Below are 21,752 nucleotides of genomic sequence, written 5' to 3' on the forward strand. Positions count from 1 at the left end.
CTCCCGGCAACCGTCCAGACGTTGGCATCACGGAAAAGGCAGCAGGCCTTCGACCGCGCCAGCGGCACTAGTCAGTGTGTAGTGCAGGCCGCCATCGATTGGCGTTGTCGACGGCCTGTCGAGGATCGGCACAGTAAAGATCAGCTTGCCATCCTTTTCGCTGCGTGCCGGGGCACCGAACATGTAGTCGCGTTCGCCGGCAACGAAGAAGTCGGCGCCCTCGGGGCTGCCCGGAAAGCTCGCTTCGACAATCAGCGTTTCGTGGTCGCCCGGCAGTACGTTTATGCCGAAACCAGGAGTCGCGGCAGCGGGCAGGGTTGCAAGGCCTGCCTTGACCAGTGTCGCATCCTCGGCGTTGTCCGGATCGGCGCCGGGATCGACGGTCAGTCTTGTCTGCACCGGGATGCAGATGGTTTCGCAGATGCCGAGGAAAATGTCCGCATCGATGACGGCCGGCTGGCCGGGCGCGGCAAGCGTGAACGTCACCGGCAACGAAACCGGGTGGTCGTAGCCGGCCCATTTGCCATAGCCGTCGTCATGGCGTTGCGGCGGCGGAAACGAAAGCGTCGCGTCGGCAATGTTGGTGCTGGCCGAGACGTCGATCTGTGGCGGCACGCCCGCATCGCCCGGATCGCGCCAATAGGTTTTCCAGCCGGGCTTCAGCTCAATGTCGAGGACGCCCTGGAGACGTCCGGCCTCGTCGGCTTTGCCGCTCGTTACCAGCCGCACCCTGCCGCCTTCGCTGTTGTACCAGGCCGACGAGGAGGCTGACGCGGGGGAGCCGGTCGCCGATCCAATGGCCACACTAAGCAGCAGGATTTTCAAGCTTTGCATGACGGTGATTTGATCGTCCGTTGATGGCCGCACAATGATTTCATGACGCGGCCGGCATCATATTTGCGTGACCTTCGATTTACGAGCCAGATCAAATCGGGCGCCGCCCATCTTTTCGACGCCCCGGAAACGCGTTACGCTGTGGCCATGGATTTGTTGCGCCATAAAAGGACGGCCGCAGGACCTGGCTTTCTCGACGACCAGTTCCTGATTGCCATGCCCGGCATGAAGGACGACCGCTTCACGCGCTCTGTCATCTACATTTGCGCGCACAGCGACGAAGGCGCGATGGGGCTGATCATCAACCAGACGCAGCAGATGCTGTTTCCGGACTTGCTCGTGCAGCTCGGCATCATGAACGAGATGGAGGCGATCCGCCTGCCGGCGCCGGCGCGCGACTTCGTCGTACGCAATGGCGGACCGGTGGATCGCAGCCGCGGCTTCGTCCTGCATTCGGGCGACTACCGGGTGGAATCCTCGCTCGCTGTGTCCGACGACGTTTGCCTGACCGCGACCGTCGACATTTTGCGTGCCATCTCCTCCGGCCGCGGACCACGGCGGGCGCTGATGGCGCTCGGCTATGCCGGCTGGGGTGCGGGCCAGCTTGAAAGCGAGATCGCCGAGAATGGCTGGCTGACTTGCCCGGCAAGTGCCGAGCTTCTGTTCGACGCCGACATCGACCGCAAATACGACCGGATCCTTGCCTCGATCGGCATCGATCTCGCGCATCTCAGCCTAGCTGCCGGTCACGCCTGAGCCTCATCACGTCCCGAAACTCGTCACGCTTGAGTGAGCGGATACTGTTCCTTCAGCGTCTTCAGCACCTGGTCGCCGGGCATCGGTGCGCCGAACATGAAGCTTTGCACGTATTCGCAGCCCATCTGCCGCAGCTCCAGCGCATCGCTTTCGTCCGAAATGCCTTCGGCAACGACCGACAGGCCGAGCTCATGCGCCATGTTGACCATGGATTTGAGCAGCACCGCGCGTTTCGGCGTCGCGTCGTCGACGAAGCTCTTGTCGATCTTGATGGTGTCGAACGGAAAGCGCGTCAGATAGGCCAGCGATGAATAGCCGGTGCCGAAATCGTCCAGCGACAGGCCGATGCCAAGCTGCTTCAGCTTGGTCAGCACATGAGCGGTCTGCTCGGGATTGTCCATCACCAGCGATTCGGTGAGTTCGAGCCGGAAGCAGCGCGGTTTCAGATTGGCCCGCGCGATCACCGAGCGGACGTCGCTGACCAGGTCGCGGCGGATGAGCTGGCGGCTGGACAGATTGACCGAGACCGACAGCGGTGCATCGCCGATCTGCTTTTGCCATCCCGCCAGGTCTTCGGCAGCCTGTTGCATGGCAAACAGCCCAAGCTGCACGATCAGGCCGCAGTTTTCGGCAACCGGAATGAAATCCGCCGGCGGGATCATGCCGCGCCGCGGATGGTCCCAGCGCAGCAACGCTTCGAAGCCGGCAACGCTGCCGTCCTCCAGCCGCACGATCGGCTGATAGGCAAGCGTGAATTCGCGTCGCTCGATGGCGCGGCGCAGGTCGGACTCGAACTGCAGCCGGTCGGTGCCGACCGTGCGGAAGGCGGGCCGGAACGGCTCGATCCTGTCTCCGCCGAAGCGCTTGGCTTGATGCATGGCAAGCTCGGCATCCTTGACCATGTCCTCGGCTGAGGTCTGCGTGGAGGTCCAGGTGATCAGCCCGATCGAGGCGGTCAGCACGATCTCGCGCTTGGCGAAGGTGATCGGGTTGTTGATGGCGTGCTTGATGGCATCGGCAATGGCCGCGATGCGAGCCGGATCCTGCTCCGACAAAAGCATCAGCGCGAACTGGTCGCCGGCAAAGCGCGACAGTGAATCCTTCGGCTTGAGCAGGCGGTGCAGCCGCCGCGCGATGGTCAAAAGGATGGTGTCGCCCGCCGAGATGCCGAGCCCGTCATTGACCTGCTTGAAGCGGTCGATGTCGATGACGAAGACGGTCGGGCGCACCTTCTCTTCGGTGCGGGCGATCGAAATGATCGCCTCCAGCCGGTTCATGAACAGCTCGCGGTTGGGCAGGCCGGTCAGATTGTCGTGCACGGCGTCATGCAGAAGCCGTTCCTCGGATTTCTTCTGCTCCGTCACGTCGACCATGGTGCCGACGCAGCGGATGACCTCGCCGTCCGAGCCGATCACCGGCCGGGCGCGCAGCGCAAACCAGTGATAGTGCCCGTCGGCGCCGCGCAGGCGGAAGTTTTGCGACACCCGGCCGCGCCGGTGCTCGAGCACCACGTCGAGCGTCGTGCGAAACGTGTCGCGGTCGTCGGCATGCAGCACCGGCAGCCAGTTGCGGGCGGGACCGCCGAGGCTGTTGGGGGCAAGACCGAGCTGGATGCTGACGTCGGGACGAGTGATGACGCGGTCGCGCAGCACGTCCCAGTCCCACACAGTATCGCCCGATCCGGCAACCGCCAGCGCCTGGCGCTCGAGATCGGAGAACAGGCCCTGATGCAGGGCGCCGCCGGCAAAAGCGTGCTGCATCACGGTGAAGCCGATCAGCAGGATGATGAGGATCAGCCCGCCGCCCAGCGCCGGCTGGGCGATGTCGTTGTCCAACATGCCGGTGATCGCCATCCACGATCCGCATAGCCACAGTAGAACCATCACCCAACTGGGCACCAGCATGATGGCGCGGTCGTAACCGCGGATACCGAGGAAGATGATCAGGCCGAGCCCGGTCAGCGCGGTGGCGGCGAAGGACAGCCTGGCAATGCCGGCGGCAACCGCCGGATCGATGATGGCGACGCCGGCGATCAGCACCAGCCCGAGAATCCAGACCAGTGCGCCGTAGCTGAAATGGCCGTGCCACCGGTTGAGGTTGAGATAGGCAAACAGGAACACCACGAAGGTCGCCGCGAGCGCCACCTCCGTTCCGGCGCGCCACATCTGCTCATTGCCCGGTGAGATCTCTATGATCTTGTTGAGAAAGCCGAAATCGACGCAGATATAGGCAAGCACCGCCCAGGCTAGGGCCGCCGTTGCCGGGAACATCGAGGTCCCCTTGACGACGAAAAGAATGGTCAGGAACAGCGCCAGCAGGCCGGCGATGCCGATGACGATGCCACGAAACAGCGTGTAGGAATTGACCGAGTCCTTGTAGGATTCAGGGTCCCACAGATAGACCTGCGGCAGCTTGGGCGAGGCGAGCTCGGCGATGAAGGTAATCACCGTTCCGGGGTTCAGCGTGACCCGGAACACGTCGGCGTCGGGGCTGGTCTGGCGGTCGAGCGCAAAGCCTTCGCTGGGCGTGATCGCGGCGATACGGGTCGAGCCGAGATCCGGCCAGAACAGGCCGGAATTCACCAGCCGGAAATGCGGTGCGACAATCAGCCTGTCGAGTTGCTGGTCGGTGGTGTTAGCGAGCGCGAACACCGCCCAGTCGCCGGTCGAGCGAGCGTCATTGGCCTCGACCTCGATGCGCCGCACGATCCCGTCCGGGCCGGGTGCCGTCGAGACCTGGAAATTCTCGCCCTGGTTGCGGTAGATTTCGACGGCGCCTGAAAGGTCGAGCGCCACGTCGTCGCGGGCGATCTTGATCGGTTCGACGGCAAACGCCGAGGATGCCGCGCAGAGCGTGACGATTGCCGCCAGCATAAAGGCAAGCAGCGACCCGTTGCGCAGAAAATTCGTCAAAATCAGCCCTTTGTTCCAACGCCCGGCGGATCGTCCGCGATTCGGGCGTATAGGTAATGGTCCTGCCAGATGCCGTTGATCCTGAGATAGGATCGTAGCAGTCCTTCGCGCCGGAATCCGGCTTTTTCAAGCACGCGGATCGACCGGGCGTTATCGGGGATACAGGCAGCTTCGATCCGGTGCAATCGCAGCGTTTCGAAGGCGAAACGCGTCACCACCTTGACGGCATCGGTCATCAGGCCGCGTCCGCTGAAGCGCTCGCCGATCCAGTAGCCGATATGGCCGCTTTGGGCGACCCCGTGGCGGATATTGCCGAGGGTGATACCGCCGGCCAGCTTGCCGCTGCTTTTCTCGAAGATGAAGAAGGCGATCGCCGTCCCCTGCGCGTAGTCCTCGCGGTAGCGGCCGATACGATGCCGCCACGCCGTGCGGTCGAGTTCGTCAGGGGTCCATCGCGGCTCCCACGGCTCAAGAAAGGCGCGGCTTTCGCTGCGCAGCACCGACCACTCGCGATAGTCGCTGGTCAGCGGTACGCGCAGCGTGACAAGCTCGCCCTTCAGTGCCGGCAGGTCGCGGCGAAAGAAAGGGAGCGCGAACACGACGCTCGAATAGGCTTAGACGGCAAGCTTACGGGCAGTGGTCTGCGTGCCCGAAAGCGAATCGAGGATCGCCTCATAGGGCGCGAGCGTACCCACCGGCCCGACGGCTGTAAGCGTCGGCTTGGTCGAAAAAAGTCGAGACGACAGATCCGTCAGCCGCTCGACGGTCAACGCCGCCAGCCGCTCCATCAGCTCTTCCTTGGCGATCGGCCTGCCGAACAGAAGCAACTGCCTGGCGATCTGCGAGGCGCGGCTGGCCGGGCTCTCGGCCGACATGATCAGCCCGGCGCGGTATTGGGCACGCGCCCGGTCGAGCTCCTCCTGCAGGATGTTTTCACCGGCCTTTTGCAGCTCGTCGATGATCACAGGCACCAGCTCGGCAATATCGCTTTGTCCGGTCGCCGCATGGACCCCGAAGACGCCGGTGTCGGAAAAACCCCAATGGAAGGCATAGACCGAATAGCACAGGCCGCGTTTTTCACGGACTTCCTGGAAAAGCCGCGACGACATGCCGCCACCCAGGATCATCGACAGGACCTGAGAGGCATAGAAATCGCGGACGTGATAGGCGCGGCCCTCGAAACCCAGCACGATCTGGGCGTCCATCAGGTCGCGGTCCTCGCGAAAATCGCCGCCGACATACTGCGCGTATTGCGGGATGGTGCCATCGGCCTTGCCGCGGAAGCTACCGAGACGCTTTTCGACCTCGCGCACGAAATCGTCGTGCTTGATATCGCCGGCCGCCACCATCACCATGTTCTCGGCGCCGTACTGTCGTTCGATGAAGTCGTGCAGCTGCTTCGAAGTAAAGGATTTGACGGTTTCCGGCGTGCCGAGAATCGAGCGGCCGATAGTCTGGTGGCGAAAGGCGGTCTCGGTAAAGTGATCGAAAACGACGTCGTCGGGCGTATCGTGCGCGGCGCCGATCTCCTGCAGAATCACATGCTGCTCGCGCTCCAGCTCCTGCGGATCGAATTCGGATTCCTGCAGGATGTCGGAAAGGATATCGACGGCCAGCGGCACGTCGTCGCTCAGAACCCTTGCATAATAGGAGGTCGTCTCGACGCTGGTGGCGGCATTGATCTCGCCGCCGACGTCCTCGATCTCCGAGGCGATCTCGAAGGCGCTTCGCCGCCTGGTGCCCTTGAAAGCCATGTGCTCGAGCAAGTGCGCCATTCCGTGCTCTTCGTCACGCTCGTTGCGTGCGCCCGACTTGACCCAGGCGCCAAGGGCAACAGATTCGAGGCTTGGAAGGGTTTCGGTGGCGACTGTCAGGCCGTTCGACAGACGGCTTACCTCAACACCCATATGGCAATTACTCCCTAACGCGCCGCCCGCGCGTGGCGGCCGAGATAATCTTCCACCATTTTCAGGTCGGATGGAAGTACCGTGTATTTTTCCTCGGCGCTCATCAACCCGCCTAGCCATGCAGGCAGGGCAGGCGACACGCCACTGGCGGCTTCGACGGCGGCGGGAAACTTTGCCGGGTGCGCAGTGCCCAGCACCACCATCGGCACCTCACCCGCAACCTTGCCGGCGGCCACATGCACGGCTGCGGCCGTATGCGGGTCGAGCAGATAGCCGCTCGCCGCAAGTGTGGTGCGGATGGTGGCGGCGACCTCGTCCATAGTGGCGCGGCCGGCGTCGAATTCGGAGCGGATCCTGGCGATTTCGCCGGCCTCGATGGTGAAGGCGCCGGACTGCTTGAGCCCGTCCATGTAGCGCCGTACGGTCGAGGCATCGCGGCCGGCTGCCTCGAACAGCAAGCGTTCGAAGTTCGAAGACACCTGGATGTCCATCGAAGGCGACGTGGTCGAAAAGACCCCCTTCATGCGGTATTCGCCGGTCGCCAGCGTGCGCGCCAGAATATCGTTGTCGTTGGTGGCAATGATCAGCCGTTCGATCGGCAGCCCCATCTTCTTGGCGGCATAGCCGGCGAAGATGTCGCCGAAATTGCCGGTCGGCACGGTGAAGGAAACCGGCCTGTCGGGCGCGCCGAGCGACAGCGCGGAGGAGAAATAATAGACGATCTGGGCCATGATGCGGGCCCAGTTGATCGAGTTGACGCCGGACAGCGATACCCGGTCGCGAAAGCCGTGGTCGTTGAACATGTCCTTCACCAGGCCCTGGCAGTCGTCGAAATTGCCTTCGATCGCCAACGCATGGACGTTTGCGGCGGTCGAGGTCGTCATCTGCCGCTGCTGTACCGGCGAGACGCGGCCGTGCGGGAAAAGCACGAAGATGTCGGTGCGGTTGCGCCCGGCAAAGGCATCGATGGCGGCCCCTCCGGTGTCGCCGGAGGTGGCACCGACAATGGTGGCGCGCTGGTCGCGCTCGGCCAGCACATGGTCCATCAGCCGAGCAAGAAGCTGCATCGCCACATCCTTGAACGCGAGCGTCGGGCCGTGGAAGAGCTCGAGCACGAAGCTGTTCGGCCCGGTCTGCACCAGCGGGCAGACGGCCTCATGGCGGAAGGTCGCATAGGCTTCGCGCACCAGCCGTTCGAACACCGGCGCCGCGATCTCGCCGCCGATGAACGGCGACAGCACACGGATGGCAAGATCGGGATAGGCAAGGCCGCGCATGGCGCGGATCTCGGCTGCGGAAAAAAGCGGCCAGGCACTCGGCAGGTAAAGCCCGCCGTCGCGCGCCAGTCCGGCCAGCACCGCGTCGGAAAATCCAAGCGCGGGCGCTTCCCCGCGGGTACTCACATATTGCATCGTCACGTTTCCATTGCTGCCGGGAATTTTCGCCCGCCGCGAGGTGGTGGATTTCTGCGCAGGCTCAGTCGCATTTTTGCCGCGCGGTTGATATACGTCACCGGCTTTGCGAGAGGGAAGTGCAGTTCATGGCGTTTCATTCATTTAACGGTCGTTTTGTCGCGGGTCTGGCGCTCGCCTGCTTTATGCTTGCCGCCGCAGGCTGCCAATCGAGCGACAATGGAATTCTCGGCTTCGGCAAAAAGGATACGACACCGCCACCGCCACCCGATCCCAAGGTGCTTTCCAGCCAGCTGCAGGCCTATTGCCCGAAAGTGACGTTGCGTGACGGCACCGCCTTCTTCAATACCTACGCCAAGAGCGGTCCGAAGCCGAAGAAAAAAACCGACGTCGCCGCCGAGGAAGCCGCCCAGCCGGCAGCGGATGCGGCAGGCGTCGATCAGCCGGACGATTCCGCCAAGATCATCTATCAGGCTTCGATCACCGATGTGACCCGCGACTGCAGCCGCGCCAACGGCTCCTTGTCGATGAAGATAGCCGTCGCCGGCAAGGTCGTGCCTGGCCCGATGTTCACCCCCGGCACCATCACCATGCCGATCCGCATCGCGGTGATGCACGGCACCGAAGTTCTCTATTCGCAGCTTCACTCCTATCAGGTCCAGGTTACCGATGCTTCGAGTGCCACGCAGTTCGTCTTCACCGATTCCAACGTCGTCGTTCCGGAGCCGACGGCGAAGGACTACCAGGCATATGCCGGGTATGACGAGGGCGCTCCGAAAGTAGCGACAGACAAGCCGAAGAAGAAGAAAGCCGCCGCGACCAACTGAGCCGCTGCATTCGCGTCACGGCGGTTGAAGGCGGCCTCTCAGGCGTCCGCCGACCATTCCGACAGCGCGGCGATCACGCTTTTCAGCTCCGCCCAGCGGCGGATGACCGTTTCCGCGCCGGCCTCGGTCAGCGCATCGGCGTGGCCGGGATAGCTGTGCGCCGCGCCGGTGAAGCCGATGACGCGCATTCCCGCCGTCTTTGCGCCGGTGACGCCGTGCACGGAATCCTCGATGACGAAGGTGTTCGCAGGATCGGCCTTGAGCTTTTCCGCGGCGAACCGAAACACGTCCGGCGCCGGCTTGGTTTTCCCGGTCGGGGTTTCCAGCGACGAAAAGATACGGCCGGCGAAGAACGGCAAAAGCTGCACCTTTTCCAGCATGAATTCGATCCGCTCCGAACGCGAATTCGAACAGACGCAGCGCGGCACTGCTACCGCGGCGACAGCCTCGTGCGCCCCGTCGATGGCACGCACATCGCTGCGCAGCCGGCGATCGACCAGCTGTTCCTCCTTGTCGATCAGCGAGGCCTGGAACGGGATCCGGGACTTTTCCTCGACCCGCATCATGATGTCCTTGAAAGTCAACCCGGCATAGATCTCGGAAATCTCCTCGGCCGATATCTCGTAGCCGGCCGAGGTCAACAGCTCGGCATCGATCCGCGCGGCGATGATTTCGGAATCGACGAGCACGCCGTCGCAATCGAAGATGACAAGATCTGGCTGGGGCATGGTGATCCGGAAAGCGGGATGAAGGGAATGCCGAGGGTCCGTTGGTCCAAACGGCTCAGGCGGCGCGGCATACACCAACAGACCGGGCTTCGCAAATTCAGCAGCCTGCTTCATTGAATATTTACGCTGATCGGTAACCATAACGGAGAGTAAACAGTAACGCGTGCCTTGGGTGTCACAATGTCTGCCGTGCGTCTTCTCGACGAGCTTTCCGATGCTCCCCAGCAATCCGAGTGGCTGGATACGATCCTGAAGGGCGACTGTGTCGCCGCGCTCGAACGGCTGCCGGAAAAGTCGATCGACGTGATCTTCGCCGATCCGCCCTACAATCTGCAGCTCGATGGCGATCTGCACCGGCCCGACCAATCCAAGGTCGACGCCGTCGATGACCATTGGGACCAGTTCGACAGTTTTGAGGCCTATGACGCCTTCACCCGCGCCTGGCTGCTGGCGGCGCGCCGCGTGTTGAAGCCCAACGGCACGATCTGGGTTATCGGCTCCTACCACAATATTTTCAGGGTCGGCGCCAAGATGCAGGACCTGGGCTTCTGGATCCTCAACGACGTCGTCTGGCGCAAGACCAATCCAATGCCCAATTTCCGTGGCCGCCGTTTCCAGAACGCGCATGAGACGATGATCTGGGCATCGCGCGACCAAAAGGGCAAGGGTTACACATTCAACTACGAGGCGCTGAAGGCGTCGAATGACGACGTCCAGATGCGCTCGGACTGGCTGTTTCCGATCTGCACCGGCGGCGAGCGCCTGAAGAACGACAATGGTGACAAATTGCATCCGACGCAGAAGCCGGAAGCGTTGCTTGCCCGCGTCATGACGGCATCGACCAGGCCGGGCGACATCGTGCTCGACCCCTTCTTCGGTTCAGGCACCACTGGGGCTGTGGCCAAGCGGCTTGGCCGCCACTTCGTCGGCATCGAGCGCGAACAAACCTATATCGATGCCGCCATGGAACGTATCGATGCGGTCCGGCCGCTGGAAGGCGCCAATTTGACGGTACTGACCGGTAAGCGCGCCGAGCCGCGCGTCGCCTTCGTCACGCTTCTCGACAATGGCCTGGTCGCGCCCGGCGCCACGCTCTACGACGCCAAGAAGCGCTGGGCGGCAAAAGTGCGCGCCGACGGCACGCTAGCGATCGGCGACAGTGCCGGGTCGATCCACAAGATCGGCGCACAAGTGCAGGGGCTGGACGCCTGCAACGGATGGACTTTCTGGCATTATGAGCGCAGCGGCGGCCTGACCCCGATCGACGAGCTTCGCCGCATTGCTCGGCTAGGCATGGAGCGGGCCGGGGCCTGACAAAAACCGCTCTGGCGATCTCGTTGCACATCGTTGCGGACGGAAGCAGGACGGCGCGACCGGACGAATGACGCCCTGTCGGCAGGCCGCCGGTCGGAACTTACGATCAAGCGAGTTGCAGGCCGAGATGATCAACCATCGGGTCGAAGTCTCGGTCATCATGCAACAGCGCGTATCCGCCCTGGATGCAGAATGTGCCGATGATCATATCGATTGTCTTGCGGATGGTGATGCCGCGCTGCCGGAGCATGCGGTAGTTCCGGGCAGCTTCGACTGCCGTCGCCGGATTCAGCATCGGCACAACAGCGAACTGTCGAAGGTTCCGCTCAATCAGTTGGGCATGCGGTTCGTCGCGCGCGCCTTGTAGCACTTCCAGCAAGATCAAATCTCCGACCAAAATCTCCTGAGTGTCATCGAGATGCCGGAGCTTACCGACCGAGACGCTGTCCGTATTGCGCAGATGAGCGATCCAGACGGAACTGTCGACGACGATCATCGATGCTGATCGGGCGAACGACCTTCCCGCATGGCGTCAAGATCGCCGTACCAGCCGGCGCCAGCAAGGGTGGCGATAGCCATCTCCTGCCGATGCCTGCGCACCAGAGTGCGCAAGGCCGCCTCAATGGTGGCTTTCTTGGTCTTGAGACCGGAGGCGGCCATGGCCTCTGCGATCAGTTTGTCGTCGAGTTCTATGTTGGTTCGCATGGCGATGCTCAATGTGTACGAATTTGATTAAATATACACATTCTGCTCCCGCCCAACAAGCCGGTCTGGGAACGGATTCTATTGCAATCCGTCGCGTTGAAGCAGGTTATCCAGTGAGCCTGTCGAAGTGATTCAAATCAGGCTCTGATCCCCAGACGCTGAAGGTCCGCCCTGAGCGTCTTTGCATCGGTGAACAGCACCGATTGCCAGCCGGCCGCCTTGGCGCCGTCGACGTTCTTCTGGCTGTCGTCGATGAACAGCGTGGCTGACGGTTCGAGGCCGAACGCGGCAACGTGGTGATCATAGATGGCGCGGTCCGGCTTGATCTGGCGGATGTCGCCGGAAACGGTGACGCCGCGCGGCCGATTGAGGAAATCGAAGCGCTCGCGGGCTTCGGCGAGCGTATCCGCAGCGAAATTGGTGAGCATCGTCACGTCATGGCCGCTGTCGATCAGGCCGATCATGATGGCGACGCTGTCCTCATAGGCGTGAGGCACCATCTCGTGCCAGTGCCGGCGGAAATTGCGGATGTTTTCGGCGTGCTCGGGATACTGCGCGATCGCCAGCGCTTCGGCCTCTTCCCAACTGCGGCCGCGGTCCTGCTCGATGTTCCAATCATGCGTGCAGACATTGTCGAAGAACCATTTCCGTTCGTCGGGATCGGGGATCAAGCGGCTGAAGGGCAGGTTCGGATCATAGTGGATCAGTACTTTGCCGATGTCGAAAACGATGTGGCGGATTTCAGTCATTCTTCTCTCTTTCAACGCGGGCGCTGCTTTTTCGTCGCGCCCGGTATCGCCGCTTCGATTACCTTTTTCATGACGCTCGGCAGCGCTTCCCCGGAAATTTCATGGGCCGGCGACCAGAAATGCCCGGCCGGGGCGGCACTGTCGGTCTCCGCCTTGAACACGTCGAGTTCAAGCGCAAAATGAGTAAAGACATGGCCGATGCGTCCGGCCTGCCGCCAGTTGCCGGGGAAGGGGGCTGCCGCTTCCGTGGTGGCGCCGTCGATGCGCGACGTCCAGCCGGTCGTCGGCACCTCAGTCATGCCGCCGAGGAGGCCCTTTTCGACGCGCTTTCGCAAAAGCACGGCGCCGTCGCCCCTGACGGCAACGAAGGCGGCACCGCGGCGTAAGGGCCTTTCGGCCTTGGGCAGGCGGACCGGAAAGCGTTCGGGATCGCCCGAGATTGTGGCGCTGCAGTCCTCGCGAACGGGGCAGAGCATGCAGCGGGGCCGGCGCGGCGTGCAGATCGTCGCGCCCAGGTCCATCATCGCCTGCGCGAAATCGCCGGGCCTTGTCGGGGGAACCATGCGTTCGACCTGGCCGCGTATCTCGCCCTTGGCTTCGCCCAGCGGCGTGGCGATCGAAAACAGCCGTGAGACGACCCGTTCGACATTACCGTCGACGACCGCGGCTGGTCGGTCGAAGGCGATCGCCGCGATCGCCGCCGCCGTATAGGCGCCGATGCCGGGCAGTTCCTTCAAGCCGGACTCGCTGTCCGGGAAGCGGCCGCCTTGCCGCGCGACGAGATCGGCACAGGCTTTGAGATTACGGGCGCGGGAATAATAGCCGAGCCCGGCCCAGGCCTTCATGACGTCTTCGGTCGGTGCCGCCGCCAGCGCCTGGACAGTTGGCCATTTCTCTACGAACGCCCGGAAATAGGATTTTACCGCCTCGACCGTGGTTTGCTGCAGCATCACCTCGGAAAGCCAGACCAGATAGGGATCGGGCCGCGCCCCGCCCGCCAGCGCGTGCGGCGAAACGCGCCAGGGCAGGTCGCGGTGATGCGCGTCGTACCAGCCAAGCAGCCGGGATGCGATCTCGCCATTGTCTCCGGATACGGCCTTGCGGGTCTGGTCGTGCAGTGCCATTGATCGAGGGTCGGCCCTAATCCATTGGTGCTGAAGCTGGAGAACGCACATGGCAGGGAAAAGGCCCTTCGGCAATCCCGTTCCGGTGAGCGATCTCGCAACCGAGATACTCGACCCAGTGCTGCGCAAGCGGGCCGGCATGTCGATCGGGTTGGTCCAGTCATGGGAAGAAATTGCCGGGCCGCGGCTTGCCGGCCGCTCGCGCCCGGAAAAGATTCAGTGGCCGCGCCGCATGCACGAGGACGATCCGTTCGAGCCGGCGGTGCTGGTGATTGCCTGCGAGGGTGTAGCGGCACTGCATCTGCAGCACGAGACCGGCGAGATCATCAACCGGGTCAATGCCTTCCTCGGTTTCAATGCGATCGGCCGGATCAGGATCGTGCAGAAGCCGGTAATGGCGGGCAAGGAAAAGCCGAAACCCAGTTTGCGGCCATTGACTGCGGCCGAGAAAGCGAAGCTGTCGGGCACCGTCGGTTTGATCGAGGACGGCGGGCTGCGCGCCTCGCTGGAGCGGCTTGGCGCCACCATTCTCGGTCAAAAGAAGCCGTGATCTCGCGCTATCGTGATGGTATGCCCGGATTTGGCGATTGGAATAGGCGCGGTAATGCCTTAATTCGCGCCAACTCTCGCTTTTTGTAGCCTTTGCATTGCAAAATCCAACTATTGCCAGGTGATTCGTATGATCCGTTCCTTGTCCCGCAGAAACCTTTTGACTTCGCTGGCCGCAATACCAGCGGTGGCGCTGCTTGCCGCCTGCAGCGACTCGGGCGAGAAAGCCGAGGCGCAGGATGTGAAGCCTGCGGCTCCGGAACCTGCGAAGCCGGCCGCCGCTCCGGCCGCCGCCACAGCGCCTGAAGCTCAGGGCACGGTGGATATGGCAGCCTTGTTGAAGCCCGGCGCGCTGCCCGACATGCAGCTTGGCAAGGACGACGCAAAGGTCACCATCGTCGAATATGCATCGATGACCTGCCCGCATTGCGCGCATTTCGCCGAAACCACATTCCCGGAGCTGAAGACGAAATATATCGACACCGGCAAGGCCCGTTACATACTGCGCGAGTTTCCATTCGATCCCAGCGCCGAGGCCGGTTTCATGCTGGCGCGCTGCTCCAAGGACAACTATTTCCCGATGGTCGACGTGCTGTTTAGGCAGCAGGCGAACTGGGTTGGTGTGAACAATACCAAGGACGCACTGCTGCAAATCGCCAAGCTTGCCGGTTTTACACAGGAGTCCTTCGAGGCCTGCTTGACGGACCAGAAACTTCTGGACGATGTGAGATCTGTCCAGAAGCGCGGCGCCGACGAATTCAAGGTCGATTCCACACCGACCTTTTTCATCAACGGAAAGACCTACAAAGGGGCGATGTCGATTGCGGAAATGTCGGCCATCATCGACCCTCTGCTCTGACGTATCGGCAGCGCCGAAGCGGCGTCGCTTCGGCGTGCGCACTTCTTTGTGTTGCCGCGGGTTCTCGTTGCAAAAACGCGGCACAGTTTTGCGAAACTTGGCTATGGGCCGGCGCGAATGAAGTTCTCGCGCCTTCGCCTGCTCGGCTTCAAATCCTTCGTCGAACCCGGCGAGTTCGTCATCGAACGCGGCCTGACCGGCATCGTCGGGCCGAACGGCTGCGGCAAGTCGAACCTGGTCGAGGCGCTGCGCTGGGTCATGGGCGAAAGCTCCTACAAGAACATGCGCGCGTCCGGCATGGACGACGTCATCTTTTCCGGCTCGGGAACGCGTCCGGCCCGCAACACCGCCGAAGTCACGCTCTTCCTTGACAATAGCGACCGCACTGCGCCGTCTGCCTTCAACGACGCCGATGAGTTGCAGGTCTCGCGCCGCATCGAGCGTGAGGCGGGCTCGCTCTACCGCATCAACGGCAAGGAGGCTCGCGCCAAGGACGTTCAGCTGCTGTTCGCCGACCAGTCGACCGGCGCCCGCTCGCCCTCGATGGTCGGCCAGGGCCGCATCGGCGAGCTGATCCAGGCAAAGCCGCAGGCGCGCCGCGCGCTGCTGGAAGAGGCGGCCGGAATTTCCGGCCTGCACACGCGCCGCCACGAAGCCGAGCTGCGGCTGAAGGCAGCCGAACAGAACCTCGAACGGCTGGACGACGTCGTCGGCGAGCTGGAAAGCCAGATCGAAAGCCTGAAACGCCAGGCCCGCCAGGCCGCGCGCTTCAAGAATCTGTCGGCCGACATCCGCAAGGCCGAAGCGACGCTGCTGCATCTGCGCTGGACGCTGGCCAAGACGCAGGAAGGCGAAGCGCGTTCGGCGCTGGCGATTGCCACCGCGCTGGTCGGCGACCGCGCTGCCGCCCAGATGGCTGCTGCGAGGGAACAAGGCATCAACGCCCACCGGCTGCCGGACCTGCGCGATGCGGAAGCCGCCGCCGCCGCCGCCTTCCAACGTCTGTCGATCGCCAAGGCGCAGATCGAGGAAGAGGCAGGCCGCATCCGCGCCCGCCAGGCTGAGCTCGACCGCCGACTGCAACAGCTTGATGGCGACCTTGCCCGCGAGGAGCGCATGGTCCGCGACAATGCGGATATCCTCGAACGTCTCGCCGCCGAAGAAGCCGCGCTCAACGCCGAAAACGCCGGCGCCGCCGAGCGCGAGGCCAGCACCCGCGCGGCTTTCGAGCAGGCGGCATCGACGCTTGTCTCGAGCGAGGCCAGGCTCGCCGCGTTGACCGCCGAACGGGCGGAGGCCGCCGCCTCGCGCAACCAGATCGAACGGACGCTGCGCGACACCGCTGAGCGCCGCGACCGCTTTGCCCGCCAGCTTGCCGATGTCGACCGCGAACTGTCGGAGATCGTCTCCAGGGTCGCCGGCCTGCCCGATCCCGCCGAGAAGCGGCTGCTGGTCGATCAGGCGCTGGCACTGCTCGAAGAGGCCGAGGCAGCCGCCATTGCCGCCGAACAGACGGTTGCCGAGGCGCGTGCAGGCGAAGGTGCTGCCCGCCCACCGGTTCAGGACGCAAAGGCCGAGCTGGCGCGGATCGAAACCGAGGCCCGCACGCTGGCCAAGATCCTCAACGCCGCCAGCGGCGATCTATTTCCCTCGGTGCTGGAGCAGATCAGCGTCGAGCGCGGCTACGAGACGGCGCTGGGTGCCGCGCTTGGCGAAGATCTCGACGTGCCGCTCGACCGCAGTGCGCCGGTGCATTGGGGCCAGAGCGAAATCCAGCCCGCCGACGCCGCATTGCCCGAAGGCATAAGGAGCCTCGCCAGCGTTGTGCGCGCGCCGGCACAGCTGGCCCGCAGGCTGGCCCAGATCGGCATTGTCGAAGCCGCCGACGGAAGACGGCTGCAGACGCTGCTTGCTCCCGGTCAACGATTGGTCAGCCGCGAAGGCGCGCTGTGGCGTTGGGACGGCTTCACCGCCAGCGCCGATGCCCCGACCGCCGCCGCGCAGCGGCTGGCGCAGAAAAACCGGCTGGCCGAGCTCGATGCCGAAGCAGTCCATGCCACGCGCATCCTGCGCGAAGCTGAACAAGCCCTTGCCCAGGCCGAACAGGCGCTTGCCCAGGCGAGCGAGGCTGAACGCAACACCCGGCAGGCCGGGCGCGACGCCCAGCACGGGCTGGACGCTGCCCGCAATACGCTGGCCGAGGCCGAAAAAGCCGGTGGCGAACTGTCGAGCCGGCGTGCCGCCCTTGACGAGGCGCGCGCACGCATTGTCGACAGCCATGAGGAGACGGCGGCGGCATTCGTCGAGGCGGAAATGCTGCTGCAAGACGCGCCCGATCTCGGCGATCTGCAATTGCAGCTTGAGCAGTCGGCGGCCAACGTCGCCCGCGACCGCGCCGCCCTTGCCGATGCGCGTGCCGTTCACGAGGGCCTGAGGCGGGAAGCCGAGGCACGGGTGCGCCGGCTCGACGCCATCGGCGCGGAACGGCGCAACTGGGTGGCGCGCGCCGAAAATGCCTTGACGCAGATCGCGGCGCTCGGCGAACGCAAGGCCGAGGCCGAGGCCGAGCGCGAGCAACTGGCCGACGCCCCCGACGAGATCGACGCCAAGCGGCGCGCCTTGCTCTCGCAGCTCGCCGAGGCCGAAAGCCTGCGCAAGGCAGCAGGCGACCGCTTGCAGGAAGCGGAGAACCGGCAGTCCGAGCTGGACAAGGCTGCGACTGCTGCCATCCAGTCGCTGGCTGAGGCGCGCGAATCCCGCGTTCGCGCCGAAGAGCGGCTGACCGCCGCCGACGAGCGTCGGCTGGAAGTCGAGGCGCGCATCCAGGAAACGCTGAACACGCCGCCGCATCTGGTGATCCGCCACACCGGCCTCGAACCCGACAGCCCGATGCCCGAAATGGCCGAGATCGAGCGTCAGCTCGACCGACTGAAGGTCGAACGCGAACGGCTGGGCGCCGTCAATCTGCGCGCCGAGGAAGAGCAGAAGGAACTGTCGGACCGGCTGGAGACCATCGTCTCCGAGCGCGACGACATTATCGAGGCGATCCGCAAGCTGCGGCAGGCGATCCACAGCCTGAACCGTGAAGGCCGCGAGCGGCTGCTCGCTGCCTTCGAGGTGGTCAACGGCCATTTTCAACGGCTGTTTTCGCACCTGTTCGGCGGCGGCACCGCCGAGCTGCAATTGATCGAGTCCGACGATCCGCTCGAAGCGGGGCTCGAGATCCTGGCGCGACCGCCCGGCAAGAAGCCGCAGACGATGACGTTGCTGTCCGGCGGCGAGCAGGCATTGACCGCGATGTCGCTGATCTTCGCCGTGTTCCTGACCAACCCGGCGCCGATCTGCGTGCTCGACGAAGTCGACGCGCCGCTCGACGACCACAATGTCGAGCGTTTCTGCAATCTGATGGACGAAATGGCCGCAACCACCGAGACACGCTTCGTCATCATCACACACAACCCGATCACCATGGCGCGCATGGACCGGCTGTTCGGGGTGACCATGGCCGAGCAAGGCGTCAGCCAACTGGTGTCGGTCGACCTGCAGGAGGCCGAAGCCATGCGCGAGGCAAGCTGACGCATCAGCTTAATGGTGGTCTCCACCTCGGCTTTCGACTATAGCACGACGAAATGGGCCGGATCTGCCGCTCCAGATACCGGCCCGGCTATGCGCGTGGAGAAGCTTGTTGCCTATACTTGTCACCGGAGCCGCGGGGTTCATTGGCAGTTACGTTTGCCACCATCTGCTCGACCGGGGAGAAGCGGTCGTCGGCGTCGACAACATGAACGACTATTACGACCTGGCGCTCAAAAAGGGGCGGCTTGCCGGGCTTGTGCCCCATAAGGATTTTTCGTTCCACCAGATCGATATTGCCGAACAGGGCGCGCTTGCGGCCGCTTTGGCCGGGCAGGGCATCGTCAGCATCGTGCACCTTGCCGCGCAGGCGGGCGTGCGCCACTCACTCGACAATCCGCGGCTCTATATCCGCTCCAATGTCATGGGCCACCTCGAAGTGCTCGAATTCTGTCGCGCCGAACCGGCATTCGAGCATCTGGTCTATGCCTCGTCGAGCTCGGTGTATGGCGGCAACCGCAGCGTGCCATTCAGCGAAGCCGATCAGGTCGACAAGCCCGTTTCGCTTTACGCTGCCACCAAGAAAACCGATGAGTTGATGAGCCACACCTACGCCCATCTGTTCGGCATCCCGCAGACCGGCCTGCGTTTTTTCACGGTCTACGGTCCCTGGGGCCGTCCCGACATGGCCTATTGGATGTTCACCCAGGCGATGCTCGAGGGCAAGCCGATCCGGGTCTTCAACAATGGCGAAATGTGGCGCGATTTCACCTACATAGACGATGTTGTGAAGGCGATTGTCGCCGTGCTCGACAAGCCGCCGGCGGCTGACATTCCGCCGAACAGGCTCTACAATGTCGGCAACAACCGGCCGGTGCGGCTGGGCGACTTCATCGACATTCTGGAAAGGCTGCTCGAGGTCAAGGCAATCCGCCACAACGAGCCGATGCAGGCGAGCGACGTCGAGAAGACTTACGCCGACATGACCGCGCTGGAGCGGGATTTCGGCTTCAGGCCTAGCGTTTCGATAGAGGACGGGCTGAAGAAGTTTGTTGACTGGTACCGGCCGTACTCGAAACAGTAATTTGCACCGCTCGCCGTGGCGTCTTCATGCGTGACACCTGGAGTGGGGCGCAAGTCGGTCCGCAAAAGCATCATTTTATCCTAACATCCTGTTAACCATATGCTTGCTGAAAGGTATCCGATTAACCTTTGAGGCGCTTATGACCGCTATGTTTCGTGGCTTGCTGTTCAGTATGAGCTGTGTGGATGTGCGGATTCGGGGGCTATTTCGGTTCAGTCCGGGATGCGGAAGCTTTGCTTGCGCGCATGACGTCTGCGATCGCCCATCGCGGGCCGGATGAACAAGGGAAATTCGTAGCGCCCGAGGCTGGACTTGGGCATGCGCGGCTGTCGGTGATCGGGATTGGTGATGGCCAGCAGCCGATGTCCGACGAAACCGGCAATTTGACGATTGCCTTCAACGGCGAGATTTTCAATTACGTCGAATTGCGCGAAGGGCTGCTGGCCAAGGGCCGACGCTTCCGAACGTCGAGCGATACCGAAGTTCTCCTGCAGCTGTATGACGAGATGGGCGAAGACTGCCTATCTCTCCTGAACGGTGATTTCGCCTTCGCGATTTGGGATAACCGGCGACGGCGGATGGTGCTTGCAAGAGACCGCATGGGTGTTCGGCCGCTGTTCTACACCAGCAAGGACGGGGTGCTCTACTTTGCGTCGGAGATAAAAGCCCTGCTGAAGGTACCCGGCGTCTCGGCCGAAATCGATCCGATTGCACTCGACCAGATCTTTACCCTGTGGGCGCCGATCGCTCCACGCACGGCTTTCCGCAACATCCACGAGCTGGAGCCGGCAAGCGTGATGATCGCGACACCGGGGCAAGTCACAGTCAAACCATACTGGCACCTGGACTACCCGTATCCGGATACGCCATCGAAGATCACCAATGAGGACGACGCGGCCGAGGAACTGCAGGCCCTGTTGACCGACGCGGTGAGGCTTCGCATGCGCGCCGACGTGCCGGTCGGTTCTTACCTTTCGGGCGGGCTCGATTCATCCCTCGTTTCGGCACTCGCGGCCGGCATGACTCCTCTTAAGCTGCAGACATTTTCCGTGACGTTCGACAGCGCCGAGCATGACGAAAGCGCCTTCCAGACCGAAATGGCGTCAGCACTTGGCACGCGTCATCGAACCATAGCCTGCCGTGCCGGCGATATCGCCGGTGTGTTTCCCGAAGTCGTCCGCTTTACCGAGCGGCCGATCATCCGCACCGCCCCGGCGCCCCTCTATCAACTGTCCGGCCTCGTTCGCCAGGCCGGTTTGAAAGTAGTGCTGACAGGCGAAGGCGCCGACGAGGTCTTTGCCGGCTATGATGTCTTCAAGGAAGCGCGGGTTCGCCGTTTCTGCGCACGACAGCCAGCATCGCGCATCAGGCCACAGCTGTTCCGCAAGCTTTATCCCTATCTGCCGGGCCTGCAACAGCAGTCCGTGGAGTACCTGGCTGCGTTCTTCGGCACCGGCAGCGCTGCCCTGGACGATCCGCTGTTCTCGCATCGGCCGCGGTTCAAGACCACATCAGCGGCGAAGATGTTCTTTTCCGGTGACCTGCGCGCGATATTGAAGGGCTATGACGCAGCCGAGGACCTGGCCAGCCGGTTGCCTGAGGCGTTTTCCCGGTGGCATCCGCTGCATCAGGCGCAATATCTCGAAACCCGCTTTCTCCTGCCGGGCTACATCCTCTCCAGCCAGGGCGATCGCATGGCAATGGCGCACGGTATCGAGGGGCGGTTCCCCTTCCTTGACCATCGCTTGGTGGAGTTTGCGGCAAGACTTCCGCCGGAGATGAAGCTGAAGGGACTGGTGGAAAAACACACATTGCGCAAAGCTGCCAAGCACCTGCTTCCGACGGCCATCCGCGAGCGCACCAAACAGCCTTACCGGGCGCCGGAAGCCCGCTCCTTCATTGGAGCGGGAGAACTGGACTACGTACGCGACTCACTGAGCGAGGCGAGCATCGCCGCCGGAGGACTATTCAACGCCAAGGCGGTGGCGAACCTGCACGAGAAATGCCGCTTGCAGCCAGCGTCCGGATTCCGCGACAATGCGGCTTTCGTCGGCATTTTGTCGACGCAACTGTGGCAGAAGATTTTCACCGGCGAAAAGGTCGGTGCAGCACGAGCGGCCTGAGAAATCGAGGGAATGAAAAAATCATGGTAGCAATCAAGGACAAGGTCAAAACCTTTATCGTCGACAACTTCCTGTTCGGGGACACGTCCTACGAGCTTGCAGACTCGGCATCACTGATCGAGAACGGCATCATCGACTCGACGGCCGTGTTGGAGCTAGTGGCATTCATAGAGGATGATTTCGGCATAGCGATGGTCGATCCCGACATCGTACCGGCCAATCTGGATTCGATTGACCGCATCTCAGCCTTCATCAAGGCAAAAGCAGAAGCGCTGGCAGCTTAGGCGCCATCGGCG

At 63.0% G+C, this 21,752-nt stretch carries 19 protein-coding genes; 9 read left to right on the plus strand and 10 right to left on the minus strand.

Features of this window, described 5'->3' with window-relative positions; all coding sequences use genetic code 11:
• Positions 1-27: 27 nt before the first annotated feature.
• A complete protein-coding gene (locus tag NKJ46_RS01695) occupies positions 28-834 on the minus strand; it encodes a protein-disulfide reductase DsbD domain-containing protein (protein WP_352661029.1) in 807 nt (268 codons plus the stop codon).
• Between the two features lie 147 nt (positions 835-981).
• Here NKJ46_RS01695 and NKJ46_RS01700 point away from each other — a divergent pair, with 147 nt between their 5' ends.
• On the plus strand, positions 982-1,590 hold the full coding sequence (locus NKJ46_RS01700; protein WP_352661032.1) for a YqgE/AlgH family protein: 609 nt from the start codon (positions 982-984) through the stop codon (positions 1,588-1,590).
• A 23-nt stretch (positions 1,591-1,613) separates the two neighbouring features.
• Here the strand turns inward: NKJ46_RS01700 and NKJ46_RS01705 are convergent, their stop codons facing one another.
• From NKJ46_RS01705 to thrC, 4 genes are read right to left on the minus strand one after another with little or no spacing between them, the layout of a single operon-like run.
• The gene (locus NKJ46_RS01705) at positions 1,614-4,502 is read right to left on the minus strand and encodes an EAL domain-containing protein (RefSeq protein WP_352661033.1); all 2,889 of its coding nucleotides are present in this window, start codon (positions 4,500-4,502) and stop codon (positions 1,614-1,616) included.
• 2 nt (positions 4,503-4,504) lie between these two features.
• Positions 4,505-5,101, minus strand: coding sequence for a GNAT family N-acetyltransferase (locus NKJ46_RS01710; RefSeq protein ID WP_352661037.1), 597 nt, complete (start codon positions 5,099-5,101; stop codon positions 4,505-4,507).
• Between the two features lie 15 nt (positions 5,102-5,116).
• Entirely contained in the window at positions 5,117-6,409 is a 1,293-nt protein-coding gene (locus NKJ46_RS01715) for a M16 family metallopeptidase (protein WP_023674150.1), read from the minus strand.
• 14 nt (positions 6,410-6,423) lie between these two features.
• Positions 6,424-7,821 (minus strand): threonine synthase, encoded by a 1,398-nt coding sequence (thrC, locus tag NKJ46_RS01720; protein ID WP_352661039.1) that lies wholly within the window; start codon positions 7,819-7,821, stop codon positions 6,424-6,426.
• A 128-nt stretch (positions 7,822-7,949) separates the two neighbouring features.
• Here thrC and NKJ46_RS01725 point away from each other — a divergent pair, with 128 nt between their 5' ends.
• Complete coding sequence (locus NKJ46_RS01725) at positions 7,950-8,648, plus strand: hypothetical protein (RefSeq protein ID WP_352661041.1); 699 nt, start codon at positions 7,950-7,952, stop codon at positions 8,646-8,648.
• Positions 8,649-8,686: 38 nt separating this feature from the next.
• Here NKJ46_RS01725 and NKJ46_RS01730 read toward each other — a convergent pair whose 3' ends face one another.
• Positions 8,687-9,376: an HAD family hydrolase gene (locus tag NKJ46_RS01730; RefSeq protein WP_352661043.1), complete on the minus strand. Its 690-nt coding sequence runs from the start codon at positions 9,374-9,376 to the stop codon at positions 8,687-8,689.
• Between the two features lie 180 nt (positions 9,377-9,556).
• Here NKJ46_RS01730 and NKJ46_RS01735 point away from each other — a divergent pair, with 180 nt between their 5' ends.
• On the plus strand, positions 9,557-10,690 hold the full coding sequence (locus NKJ46_RS01735) for a site-specific DNA-methyltransferase (protein ID WP_352463905.1): 1,134 nt from the start codon (positions 9,557-9,559) through the stop codon (positions 10,688-10,690).
• Positions 10,691-10,796: 106 nt separating this feature from the next.
• On the opposite strand, the gene vapC is transcribed toward NKJ46_RS01735, so the two are convergent.
• The 4 genes from vapC to mutY form a co-directional block, all read right to left on the minus strand.
• On the minus strand, positions 10,797-11,186 hold the full coding sequence (gene vapC / locus NKJ46_RS01740; protein WP_352661045.1) for a type II toxin-antitoxin system VapC family toxin: 390 nt from the start codon (positions 11,184-11,186) through the stop codon (positions 10,797-10,799).
• Positions 11,183-11,395, minus strand: a complete 213-nt coding sequence (locus tag NKJ46_RS01745) for a type II toxin-antitoxin system VapB family antitoxin (protein ID WP_352661048.1) — start codon at positions 11,393-11,395, stop codon at positions 11,183-11,185. The genes vapC and NKJ46_RS01745 overlap by 4 nt, the downstream gene beginning before the upstream one ends.
• A 137-nt stretch (positions 11,396-11,532) precedes the next feature.
• Positions 11,533-12,144 (minus strand): HAD family hydrolase, encoded by a 612-nt coding sequence (locus tag NKJ46_RS01750; protein WP_352661050.1) that lies wholly within the window; start codon positions 12,142-12,144, stop codon positions 11,533-11,535.
• An 11-nt stretch (positions 12,145-12,155) separates the two neighbouring features.
• Positions 12,156-13,268, minus strand: a complete 1,113-nt coding sequence (gene mutY / locus NKJ46_RS01755) for an A/G-specific adenine glycosylase (RefSeq protein ID WP_352661053.1) — start codon at positions 13,266-13,268, stop codon at positions 12,156-12,158.
• Positions 13,269-13,317: 49 nt separating this feature from the next.
• On the opposite strand from mutY, the gene NKJ46_RS01760 reads away from it, so the two are divergent.
• From NKJ46_RS01760 to NKJ46_RS01785, 6 genes are all read left to right on the plus strand, one after another.
• A complete protein-coding gene (locus NKJ46_RS01760; protein ID WP_292657525.1) occupies positions 13,318-13,818 on the plus strand; it encodes a DUF721 domain-containing protein in 501 nt (166 codons plus the stop codon).
• A gap of 129 nt (positions 13,819-13,947) precedes the next feature.
• Complete coding sequence (locus tag NKJ46_RS01765; protein WP_352661056.1) at positions 13,948-14,676, plus strand: DsbA family protein; 729 nt, start codon at positions 13,948-13,950, stop codon at positions 14,674-14,676.
• Between the two features lie 117 nt (positions 14,677-14,793).
• Positions 14,794-18,252 (plus strand): chromosome segregation protein SMC, encoded by a 3,459-nt coding sequence (gene smc / locus NKJ46_RS01770; protein WP_352661058.1) that lies wholly within the window; start codon positions 14,794-14,796, stop codon positions 18,250-18,252.
• Positions 18,253-18,361: 109 nt separating this feature from the next.
• The gene (locus tag NKJ46_RS01775; RefSeq protein ID WP_352661061.1) at positions 18,362-19,333 is read left to right on the plus strand and encodes an NAD-dependent epimerase/dehydratase family protein; all 972 of its coding nucleotides are present in this window, start codon (positions 18,362-18,364) and stop codon (positions 19,331-19,333) included.
• 185 nt (positions 19,334-19,518) lie between these two features.
• Complete coding sequence (asnB, locus tag NKJ46_RS01780; RefSeq protein ID WP_352661064.1) at positions 19,519-21,456, plus strand: asparagine synthase (glutamine-hydrolyzing); 1,938 nt, start codon at positions 19,519-19,521, stop codon at positions 21,454-21,456.
• 20 nt (positions 21,457-21,476) lie between these two features.
• Positions 21,477-21,740 carry an acyl carrier protein gene (locus tag NKJ46_RS01785; RefSeq protein ID WP_352661338.1) on the plus strand — a complete coding sequence of 88 codons (264 nt, stop codon included), beginning with the start codon at positions 21,477-21,479 and terminating at the stop codon, positions 21,738-21,740.
• Positions 21,741-21,752 lie beyond the last annotated feature (12 nt).

Origin of the sequence: Mesorhizobium sp. M0166 (assembly GCF_040322255.1) — a bacterium.
Lineage (GTDB): Bacteria > Pseudomonadota > Alphaproteobacteria > Rhizobiales > Rhizobiaceae > Mesorhizobium.